The sequence below is a fragment of the Thauera aromatica genome, from assembly GCF_023093595.1.
GTDB classification, from domain to species: domain Bacteria; phylum Pseudomonadota; class Gammaproteobacteria; order Burkholderiales; family Rhodocyclaceae; genus Thauera; species Thauera aromatica_A.
Map to the genome: position 1 here is coordinate 1 of NZ_JALLIK010000060.1, position 9676 is coordinate 9676.

The 9676-nt window shown below is 68.4% G+C and carries 9 protein-coding genes and 1 tRNA gene; 4 read left to right on the forward strand and 6 right to left on the reverse strand.

Annotated features, from left to right (window positions below):
• Nucleotides 1-61 precede the first annotated feature (61 nt).
• Nucleotides 62-979 (forward strand): integron integrase, encoded by a 918-nt coding sequence (locus tag MXC99_RS00960; protein ID WP_247723763.1) that lies wholly within the window; start codon nucleotides 62-64, stop codon nucleotides 977-979.
• 93 nt (nucleotides 980-1072) lie between these two features.
• On the opposite strand, the gene MXC99_RS00965 is transcribed toward MXC99_RS00960, so the two are convergent.
• The 3 genes from MXC99_RS00965 to MXC99_RS00975 form a co-directional block, all read right to left on the reverse strand.
• Nucleotides 1073-1459 (reverse strand): thioredoxin family protein, encoded by a 387-nt coding sequence (locus tag MXC99_RS00965; RefSeq protein ID WP_247723764.1) that lies wholly within the window; start codon nucleotides 1457-1459, stop codon nucleotides 1073-1075.
• Between the two features lie 113 nt (nucleotides 1460-1572).
• Complete coding sequence (locus tag MXC99_RS00970; RefSeq protein ID WP_247723765.1) at nucleotides 1573-3546, reverse strand: peptidase U32 family protein; 1974 nt, start codon at nucleotides 3544-3546, stop codon at nucleotides 1573-1575.
• Nucleotides 3547-3597: 51 nt separating this feature from the next.
• Complete coding sequence (locus MXC99_RS00975) at nucleotides 3598-3942, reverse strand: VanZ family protein (RefSeq protein WP_247723766.1); 345 nt, start codon at nucleotides 3940-3942, stop codon at nucleotides 3598-3600.
• A 97-nt stretch (nucleotides 3943-4039) separates the two neighbouring features.
• Here MXC99_RS00975 and MXC99_RS00980 point away from each other — a divergent pair, with 97 nt between their 5' ends.
• Together MXC99_RS00980 and MXC99_RS00985 are read left to right on the forward strand one after the other, a co-directional pair.
• On the forward strand, nucleotides 4040-5191 hold the full coding sequence (locus MXC99_RS00980; protein ID WP_247723767.1) for a PQQ-dependent sugar dehydrogenase: 1152 nt from the start codon (nucleotides 4040-4042) through the stop codon (nucleotides 5189-5191).
• Nucleotides 5192-5261: 70 nt separating this feature from the next.
• Nucleotides 5262-5630, forward strand: coding sequence for a diacylglycerol kinase (locus tag MXC99_RS00985; protein ID WP_247723768.1), 369 nt, complete (start codon nucleotides 5262-5264; stop codon nucleotides 5628-5630).
• Nucleotides 5631-5665: 35 nt separating this feature from the next.
• Here the strand turns inward: MXC99_RS00985 and MXC99_RS00990 are convergent, their stop codons facing one another.
• Nucleotides 5666-6241, reverse strand: a complete 576-nt coding sequence (locus tag MXC99_RS00990; protein ID WP_247723769.1) for a YcbK family protein — start codon at nucleotides 6239-6241, stop codon at nucleotides 5666-5668.
• Here MXC99_RS00990 and MXC99_RS00995 point away from each other — a divergent pair.
• Entirely contained in the window at nucleotides 6240-8057 is a 1818-nt protein-coding gene (locus tag MXC99_RS00995; protein WP_247723770.1) for a L,D-transpeptidase family protein, read from the forward strand. The genes MXC99_RS00990 and MXC99_RS00995 overlap by 2 nt on opposite strands.
• Nucleotides 8058-8207: 150 nt before the next feature.
• On the opposite strand, the gene MXC99_RS01000 is transcribed toward MXC99_RS00995, so the two are convergent.
• On the reverse strand, nucleotides 8208-8738 hold the full coding sequence (locus tag MXC99_RS01000) for a hypothetical protein (RefSeq protein WP_247723771.1): 531 nt from the start codon (nucleotides 8736-8738) through the stop codon (nucleotides 8208-8210).
• Between the two features lie 672 nt (nucleotides 8739-9410).
• Nucleotides 9411-9501, reverse strand: a tRNA-Ser gene (locus tag MXC99_RS01005).
• Between the last annotated feature and the right edge of the window lie 175 nt (nucleotides 9502-9676).

The window sequence follows — 9676 nt, forward strand, 5'->3', positions numbered from 1 at the left end:
GACAACCAGAACTTGCTGCGCTCCGACATGCTCGTGCTCCCTGAGAAACGGAAGCCGAAGCATGCGGGCTCACACGGAGCTACGTAAGAATGGGGTTCGTGGAGCGCTTACGTTCATCCTCTTTCACGGCAAGCGACATCCGCAGGAATTGGGGGCGCCGGAGGTGGAGGCGTTTCTGACGCATCTTGCGGTAGCGGGGCGCGTAGCGGCATCGACGCAGAATCAGGCGAAATCGGCGGTGCTGTTTCTGTATCGCGAGGTTCTGGCTGTTGAATTGCCATGGCTCGACGGGGTGACGCAGGCGAGGGCACCGAAGCGGCTGCCGGTGGTGCTGACACGGGACGAAGTGGGGGCGGTGCTGGCGCGGCTGGAGGGGGCGCAGTGGCTGATCGGGAGCCTGCTTTACGGCTCCGGGCTACGGTTGATGGAGTGCCTGCGCCTGCGGGTGAAGGATGTCGACTTCGGCCGAAACGAGATTCTCGTGCGCGATGGCAAGGGAGCGAAGGACCGGGTGACGATGCTGCCGATTGCGCTGAAGTCGCCGCTGCAGGCGCATTTGGGGAGGGTGCAGTCGTTGCACCGGCAGGATCTTGGGGAAGGCTACGGCGAGGTCTATCTGCCGAATGCGCTGGAGCGCAAGTATCCGATGGCAGCACGGGAGTGGGGCTGGCAGTACGTGTTCCCGGCTGCTTCGCGCGCGGTCGACCCGCGGAGCAGCGGCGTGCGGCGCCATCATGTGTCGGAACAGTCGGTACAGCGGATGGTGCGGCAGGCGACGCGCGATGCGGCGATCGCCAAGCCGGCGACACCCCACACGCTGCGCCATTCATTCGCGACGCATATGCTGGAGGGCGGATACGACATCCGCACGGTGCAGGAACTGCTCGGCCATGCGGACGTGAAGACGACGATGATCTACACGCATGTCCTGAACCGGGGTGCTGGAGGGGTGATCAGCCCGCTCGATCGGGTTGGCTGATCGATTCCCGATCGAGTGGGGTGTCGAACTCGGGGGGCAGTAGTCGTTGGGCAGCAGCGCGGGCGTGTGCAGGTTGATTTCGGAGACGGCGGTTCAGCGCGACAGCTGCGCCGCCAGGGCCCGTACTTCGTCGGGCACGCCGGGGGCGGTGCGTGCGGGTGCGCTCGCCAAGGCGTCGATCAGCCGTGCGACCACGGCCTCATGCGGCAGGGTGACGCCGAAATGGAGCACGACCCCGCCGCGCATCACCGCCAGGGTAGGGAAGTTGTCCACGTCGATGTCGCCGACGAGTTCGGCGTCGTCCTCGATGTCGGCCCAGGCGAAGACGATGCCGGGACGGGCGCCCGCGATGCGCTCGAACGCCGGGCGGAAGTCGCGGCAGGTTCCGCACCAGGCGGCACACAGGGCGACGACGACGAGTGGGGCTTCGGCCGCGTGCGGGCGGTCGGCGAGGTCGGCGAGCGGGGTCAGGGGCGGCATCGATGCAGTGGATTCCGGGATTTCGATCGGACGAGCGGTTGCGCCGCTGCGGGGGCAAGATTACCAGAGCGGGCGGTGGGGTCGCGGTCCATGCCGCATCTAGCCGCCTGCATCTAGCCGCCTTTCGGGAAGAACTCCAGCTTGCGTTCCGTTGCTTCGTGCCTGTTCGCGACCTGCGGCCTGAGCGCGCCGATGACGTGCATCTCGCAGCGCTTGCAGTCGAAGCGCAGGGTCAGGGTCTGGTCGCCGTGGACGAGCTGCATCGGTTCGGGGCGGAGGCCTTTCACTTCCTTCGGACACTGGTTGAGGCTGTAGCGCAGGCAGTGCCGGGTGATCATCAGCGGCACTGCGCCGCGTTCCTCGTTCGCTTCGAAGGCGGCGTCGATCCGCTTCACGCCGTGCCTGGCGTAAAAGGCGCGGGCGCGGGCGTTGGCGACGTTGGCGAGATAGCTCAGGTCGTCCTGCGGGTAGGGTACCGGGGGTTCGACCGCTGCCGCCCGGGGTGGGCGCGGATGGGCTGCGAGGCGCGCCGCTTCGAGGCGTTCGACGGCCTCGCGACGCAGGGCGTTGAGCTGGGCGGCGGACAGGAAGGGCGCGGTCGGCTCGGCGCCGGCAGCCGCGCCCGAGGCCGGCGGCAGGGCGAGGACGATGTCGCCGGCGGTGAATATCGTGCCGCCGAGCTTGCCGAGTTGCTCACGGATGCCCGCCAGCGCGCGCCCGACATCGCGCGCCGGCTCCCAGGCGGTATCCAGCTCCGCGCTTGCGCCGATGCCGTCCTCGTCGGTGAGGCTGAGGGCAAAGCCGGTGGCGGTGGCGGCAAAGCGCGCATCGACGCGGATGCGGCGCTCGGCGGACTTCTTTTCCAGGGCGCGTTCGAATTCGTGGTCGTGGTTGCGGAGCAGCGCGGTGCCGGGTGCCAGCCCGGCAGGCAGCGGCTCGGACACGAACACCCGGTCGATGCCGCCGGCGCCGGCCTCGACCCGGTTGACGCGTAGGCCGGCGAGCTCGCCCTTCGGGCCGTACCAGGCCAGGCCGTCGCCGTTGTGCAGCGGGGCGCTGCGCTCGACATCGAAGAATTTGCGGCCCTTGGCGTCGATCTTCGCCACGCGCCCGATCGGCTCGCCGACGAATTTCGGCGACTCGAAGGCCTCGATGCCGTGCTGACGCTCGTTCGTGAAGTAATCGGTGTAACCGCGGTTGAAGGTCTTGTCGGCCTGCGGCGTGAACAGAAAGGTGCTGCGCCCGCTGGAGGCGCGGCGCCAGGCCGGGCCGTCGGCCTCGGGGCGATCGAGGAGGTCGTCGAGCAGGCGGCGGTAGTGGGCGGTGATGTTCTTGACGTAGGCGAGGTCCTTGTAGCGGCCCTCGATCTTGAACGAGCTCACCCCCGCGGCGGCCAGCGCGCGCAGGTTGGCGCTCTGGTTGTTGTCCTTCATCGACAGCAGGTGCTGGCCGCTGGCGAGGGTGCGGCCGTCCTGGTCCTTCAGATCGTAGGGCAGGCGGCAGGCCTGCGAGCATTCGCCGCGGTTGGCGCTGCGCCCGGTATGGGCGTGGCTGATGTAGCACTGGCCGGAAAAGGCCACGCACAGTGCGCCATGGACGAAGTATTCGAGCTGGCAGGTGGTGGCGGCGGCGATCTTGCGCACCTGGGCGAGCGAGAGCTCGCGCGCCAGCACGAGCTGCGAGAAGCCCACGTCCTGCAGGAAGCGCGCCTTGGATGCGTCGCGGATGTCGGTCTGGGTGCTGGCGTGGAGCTGGATCGGCGGCAGCTCGAGTTCGAGCAGGCCCATGTCCTGGACGATCAGCGCATCGGCGCCGGCGTCGTAGAGTTGCCAGATCAGCCGCTGCGCCGCTTCCAGTTCGTGGTCGAAGAGGATCGTGTTGGTGGCGACGAAGACCTTCGCGTGGTAGCGGTGGGCGTGGGCCGCGAGGCGGGCGATGTCGGCGACCGCATTGTCCGCCGCCGAGCGCGCGCCGAAGGCCGGGCCGCCGATATAGACGGCGTCGGCGCCGTGGTTGATCGCCTCGATGCCGAAGTCGGCGGTCTTGGCCGGAGCGAGGAGTTCGAGGACGTGGCGGGCAGTGTTCATCGCAGGGAGTTCCGGTTCGAAGGTTCGCCTTCGGGCGCGCGAGGGCGGAGCTTACAGCCGATCATGCCGGCGCCGGGCAAAGGGCAGCAGCACCAGCAACCCGGTCGCGTCGGCCAGCCAGTCGAATGCATCGCCGATACGGTACGCGGTCAGCGCCTGCGCCACTTCCATCGCCGCGCCGTACAGCAGCAGGCCGCAGGCGATGCGCAGCGCTTGCCGCGGCCAGGCTGCGAGCGCCAGCAGGGCGAGGGCGGCGAACAGTACGGCGTGCTCGATCTTGTCCTGCCAGGCCACCAGCCGGGGCACCTCGGGGGCCGGCAGCAGCGCCAGCCAGAACACGGCGAGCAGGACGATGACAAAAAGCAGGCGCAGCAGTTGACGAACGGTCGCGGGCATGCGAAGTCCTAAAGGCGTTGATCACGATCGCCGGCCACGGGAAGGCCGGAGCCGCGGGACGTTCCCGCCGGCTCCCGTCCGGCACAGGAGAACGATGATGGTTGCGGCAAAAGCGGTGTGGTGCACTACCTTGCTCGGCGCGCTGCTGTTCACGGCAGTGCTTGTTCCCGTGCCGGTTTGGGCGAGGGACGTGATCGTGCGCACCGAAACGGCCAGCGTCAAGGTCAGCGAGGTCGCGCGCGGCCTGGAAAACCCGTGGTCGCTCGCTTTCCTGCCCGATGGCCGCATGCTGGTCACCGAACGGCCGGGGCGGATGCGCGTCGTCACTGCCGACGGCAGTCTGTCGGCGCCGATCGCCGGCCTGCCCGAGGTGCACGCGCAGGGCCAGGGCGGGCTGCTCGATGTCGCCCTCGGCCCCCGTTTCGCCGAGGATGGCCTGATCGTGTTTTCCTACGCCGAACCCACCGCGCGCGGCGCGCGCACCGCGGTGGCGCGCGCCCGCCTCGACCTCGACGGTTTGCGCGTGCACGCGGTGCAACGCATCTTCGCCCAGAGCGAGGACCCCTCCGGCAGCCATCACTGGGGTTCGCGCCTGGTGTTCGCCCCCGACGGCAGTCTGTTCGTCACCCTCGGCGACCGCTATCACTTCCGCGATCGCGCCCAGGCCCTCGACAGCCACCTCGGCAAGGTGGTGCGCATCGCCGTGGATGGCAGCGCGCCGGCGGACAACCCCTTCCGCGGTCGTGCCGGCGCGCTGCCCGAGATCTGGTCCTACGGCCACCGCAATCTCCAGGGCGCGGCGCTGGACCCGCAGACCGGCGCGCTGTGGACGCACGAACACGGCCCGCAGGGCGGCGACGAGCTCAATCTCACCCGGGGCGGGCGCAACTACGGCTGGCCGGTGATCACCCACGGCCGCGAATACGTCACCGGGCGCAAGATCGGCGAAGGCACGGAGCGCGCCGATGTCGAGGCGCCGCGCTGGCAGTGGACGCCGTCGATCGCGCCGTCGGGAATGGCGTTCTACACCGGGGAGGCCTTTCCGCAATGGCGCGGCAACCTCTTCGTCGGCGCGCTGAAGCACCAGCTCGTCGTTCGCCTAGTGCTCGAGGACGGCAAGGTCGTTCATGAAGAGCGCATGCTCAGTGCGCTCGGCCGGCGGATCCGCGACGTCCGCCAGGGGCCGGACGGCAGGCTGTGGCTGCTCGACGAGAGCGGGGGGCGGATCCTGCGCCTCGATCCGGCCTGAGCCGCGGACGGCAAGGCGGTGGTGTTTCGTGCCATCATCGCGGTCCCGCGACGACACCGACAACATCAGGATGGAAAGCCCCTTCAAAAGCACGAAAGGCCTGCGCCACGTCTGGAGCGCCTTGCATTACTCGGTCGACGGCCTGCGCGCCGCATACCGCAACGAAGACGCTTTCCGCCAGGAGGTCTGGATCGCCCTGATCGCGGTGCCGGCCGCGCTGTGGCTGGGAGACTCGGCGCTCGAGCGGGCGCTGATGATCGGCAGCGTGCTGCTGGTGATGGTGGTCGAGCTGCTGAACTCCGCGATCGAAGCGGTGGTCGATCGGGTATCGCTGGAACGCCACCCCCTGTCCAAGCGCGCCAAGGATATCGGCAGTGCCGCGGTGTTCATAGCGCTGCTCAATGCGGCCGTGGTGTGGGCGCTGCTGCTGCTGGACTGAAGGCCGACGCGCGGTGCGCGGCATCGGCACCTGCATCAGGCCGGACGAGGGCCCCAGCTGCGCACCGGGCCGGTGTCGATGTGGACGAAATCCGATTCGGGGTAATAGCCGACGCCGCCGGCACGCAAGGCGAGCGCGGCATCGCACAGGCGCGCGGTGTCCACCCCGGCCAGGCGGATGTCGATCGCCTTGCCGTCCATGTGCAGGCTGCGTTTGGCCACCCCGCCGCCGGTCTTGCGCAGGGCCTGGTTGGTGGCCGGCGAACGGTAGCCGGAGATGATTTCGAACGTATCGCCGCCGCAGCGCAGGCTCAAGGCATGGAGCATGTCGTACAGGCGGGGGTCCATGGCGATGGCGTCTCCGGTGCGGAAGTCGCGCAGCAGCCAGTTCATGCGCTGCAGTGCCGGTTCGATGTAGCCGCGCCGGTCGCGGTACGCGAGCTGGAGACGCTCGTCGGTGTGGGTGTGGCGGAACGCGAGCCGGTGATCGTGGGCGAATGCGGCAGGATGGGCCCGTGCGCTGCCGAGGGAGAGGCCCAGCGGCAAAGTGGAAAGACCTTTGAGGAGCAGCCGGCGGCGTGCGCCAGAGTGATCGTGGGGAGTTCTCGACATGGATAATCGTCTGTCCGAACAAGCACTTGAATCGCGCATCCTAACCGAAACAGGCACCCGGACGGGCAAAAGTTTTGTAACTCTGGCGGCGTTGGTGGTGGGGGTGCTGGCCGCTGCTGCGGGGCAATCCGCCGTAGCGGCCGCGGCGACGGCGGGCACGCATCCCGGCTCGCCGGTTGTGGCTCCCGCCCTTCCCGCCCACGGGGCTGGCGACGCGGGGGGGGCGGTGGCGGGGGCGATGGACGACATGGCTGAGGCCATCGCCGGTGAACTTGAACTGCGCAGCGCGTCCGTCGACGCCAGTGTGGCGCCGTTCTACCTTGCCCGAGCCTATCGCCCGGCATGGGCCGGCGCGGCGCAGGCCGCGGCGCTGTTGGCCGCGGTGGAAGCCAGCCGCGAGCATGGGCTGGACCCCGCCGATTTCGCACTCGAACGCCTGCGCCAGGTCGTGGATGCCGATCCGGCCACGCTCTCGCCCGCGCAACGGGCCGAGCGCGAGGTGACACTCTCCGACAGCCTTGCCCGCTTGTTGCGCCAGTTGCGCTACGGCAAGCTCGACCCGCGCCTGTTGTACCGTGAGTGGAACTTCGCGCCTCAACCCGGCCCGTCGCTGCGGGCCGGCGAACTCGAGGCGGTGCTGGCGGCCCCCGGGCTGGGGGCGGCGATCGCGGACCATGCGCCTGCACTGCCCCTGTACCGGCTCTTGCAGCAAGCCTATGCGCAATACCGCGCTCAGGCCGCCCTCGGCGACTGGCCGCCGGTCCCTGCCGGGCCGACGCTGCATCCGGGCGAGCGCGACCGGCGTGTCGTTGCCTTGCGCGCCCGTCTCCAGGCGGGCGGGGAGCGCGGTCTGGAGACGGCCGATCCGGCATACTTCGATCCTCTCCTGGCCGAGGCGGTGCGCCGCTTCCAGCGTGCCCACGGCCTGGAGGCAGATGCCCTGGTCGGGCGTCAGACGATGGCGGCGCTCGGGGTCGGCCCGGCGCGGCGCGCCGACCAGATCCGTGCCAACCTCGAGCGCCTGCGCTGGGTCGCGCAAGATCTGCAAGGCGATCATCTTCGGCTCGATATCGCCGCCCAGACTGCCGAACTCGTGCTCGATGGCCAGCGCGCGTGGTCCTCGCGCGTGGTGGTGGGGCGGCCGTCGCGCAAGACCCCTTTGCTCCGCGACCGCGTGCAGCACCTCGTACTCAATCCGAAATGGGTGGTGCCGCCCACCATCCTCAAGCAGGATGTCATTCCCGCGATGGTGCGTGATCCGGGTTATCTCGCCGCGCACAGGATGCGTGTCGTCGACGGCAAGGGGCAGGCGGTCGATCCGGCCGCGATCGACTGGGCGGCGGCGCCCCGCGACGGCTTTCCCTACCGGATCGTGCAGGAGTCGGGCGCCGACGGCGCGCTCGGGCGGATCAAGTTCGCGCTCACCAACCCCTATACGATCTTCATGCACGACACCAATGCGCCGGAGCTGTTCGGGCGCAGCGTGCGTGCTTTCAGCTCGGGTTGCCTGCGCCTGGAAAAGCCGCTGGAGCTCGCCTTGCTGCTGCTCGACGATCCGCAGCGCTGGAGTGCGGAAACGCTCGTGGCCGAGCTCGATCGCGGGGCGACCCGCACGATTGCGGTCGGGCGCGAGATTCCGGTACTGCTGCTCTACTTCACCGCGGGGCTCGATGAAGCCGGCGGCGTGCAGCTGCGCCAGGATATCTACAGCTATGACGAGGAGATCATTGCCGCGCTGACGGAACGGCGTAGTGCTGAGTCGAGCGATGCCGTACGCCCGGTCCCGGGCCGGACGGGCCTCGAGCCCGCCGGCTGACGGACGCGGACATCGGGACGCGGGCTGCGGTTCAGCGGGGCGCTGCGGTGTTCGAGGCTGCGGTGCTGGTCAGGCCGAGGGACCAGTGCCCTGTGGCGCTCGGCGACCGGAGGATACGCTCCCCGACGAGGCTTGCGCCTGCGGCGATGCTCATTCGTCTTCCTGCCGCGGACGACGGAAGTCGTCGATGATCCACGCGGTGGCGCTCGCGCTCGTCAGCCTGAAGTCGGGGCGCACCCGCAGCTGCGCGAGTTCGTCGCCCGCCTCGTCGAATGCGCTGAGCAGGGCATAGGGTTCGTACTCGTCGGGAACGATGTCCAGCCGGACTTCCCACTGCCTGTCGAGGGCGAACACCGTCAGGCGCTTGTGCAGCGCGGCATGGTGTTGCTGGCGGTGGCGCAGGAGCACTTCGGAGGCGGTCTTCACCAGCGTGTTGAACGCGGCCTGATCCAGCGGCTTGGGGTTCTTCTTGTCGCGCCCCATGGTCCACGGGCCGACCAGTGCCGGTTCGGGCTCTCCATCCTGAAGCATTTCGACGGCCCAGCCGTCGTCATCCTCGTTCTTGATTACACGCGCCATCCAGCCGGCGTCGTGCCACAGGCGGTCTTCGCGGATCGCTATCGGAACGTCCGCCGCGGCGGCGGATTCAGGGGCGGAAAGAGGGGCAGTGTCGGTGGTCATGGGCGCGGGTCGAGCGGGATTTGGATCGGATTTGGCCGGAGCCGGGTATGGCCCGGGAGCGGCCGTGTGTCTGGAAGATGCCGCACGCCCAGGAGTGAAGCCGCGATCGGCGGCAAAATCGAAGCTGAGCTGGCTCATCTCATGCCGCCAGCGTGACCGGAATACCGTTCCATGAGGTCGGGCAGGCGGGGGTGGGACGCTTGTGCCGGATCTGCCCGTCCGGTCGGCTTTGTCATGTTGCGTGCTGCAGGAGATGCGGTCGACGGTTCGTTCAGGAGCAGGGGGTGTCCGCATTCCGGACAGACTCTGTAGGTGTGGGTTTGGTCCGAGGCGAACTCGAACTGTTCGATGGCGACCGGTATGTGGCAGTACGGACAGGTCTGATGGGATCGGCGGGTGGGGGACATGATGGCACTTCTCCTGTGACTGTATTTTTATACAGATACGGAGAGGCGGCAAGTCGTGCCGATCATGCCGTGCACCGGCATGGCGCATAAGCCGGCTCCCATCCGGCGAAGCAATGGAATAGGCCCTGATCTGCGCCGGATCCGGCGCGAACTGCTCTTTGCCGGCGAGGTTTTTGCCAGCCGGGCGTCGTGGGAACTCGCCACCAGGGCCCGGAGACCTACAAAAAGATAAAGCCCCGACGAATCAGGGCTTTATGGTGTGCGGTGGCGGACAGGGCGGGATTCGAACCCGCGTTGGGATATTATCCCAAACACGCTTTCCAGGCGTGCGACTTAAACCACTCATCCACCTGTCCGTGAAAGGGCGGCATTATAGCCAGAAGAGTGGGTAGGTGAAAGTTTTTTGTGCCTTCTTGGTCCGCACGCTCACTGGACTACCCTCCTCACCATAGAGGCCATGGTGTCGCGATGGGGCAGGGTTATCCACCGGGCTTGGCTGTGGGCAACTCGCCCGGCCTCCTTCGCTTGGCC

Bases quoted from the DNA above. Each gene is read 5' to 3' on its own strand.
- MXC99_RS00975 (WP_247723766.1), bottom strand. From the start codon at position 3,942: ATGCCCGCGACCGTTCGTCAACTGCTGCGCCTGCTTTTTGTCATCGTC.
- MXC99_RS00970 (WP_247723765.1), bottom strand. From the start codon at position 3,546: ATGAACACTGCCCGCCACGTCCTCGAACTCCTCGCTCCGGCCAAGACC.
- MXC99_RS00985 (WP_247723768.1), top strand. From the start codon at position 5,262: ATGGAAAGCCCCTTCAAAAGCACGAAAGGCCTGCGCCACGTCTGGAGC.
- MXC99_RS00990 (WP_247723769.1), bottom strand. From the start codon at position 6,241: ATGTCGAGAACTCCCCACGATCACTCTGGCGCACGCCGCCGGCTGCTC.
- MXC99_RS00995 (WP_247723770.1), top strand. From the start codon at position 6,240: ATGGATAATCGTCTGTCCGAACAAGCACTTGAATCGCGCATCCTAACC.
- MXC99_RS00965 (WP_247723764.1), bottom strand. From the start codon at position 1,459: ATGCCGCCCCTGACCCCGCTCGCCGACCTCGCCGACCGCCCGCACGCG.
- MXC99_RS01000 (WP_247723771.1), bottom strand. From the start codon at position 8,738: ATGACCACCGACACTGCCCCTCTTTCCGCCCCTGAATCCGCCGCCGCG.
- MXC99_RS00980 (WP_247723767.1), top strand. From the start codon at position 4,040: ATGGTTGCGGCAAAAGCGGTGTGGTGCACTACCTTGCTCGGCGCGCTG.
- MXC99_RS00960 (WP_247723763.1), top strand. From the start codon at position 62: ATGCGGGCTCACACGGAGCTACGTAAGAATGGGGTTCGTGGAGCGCTT.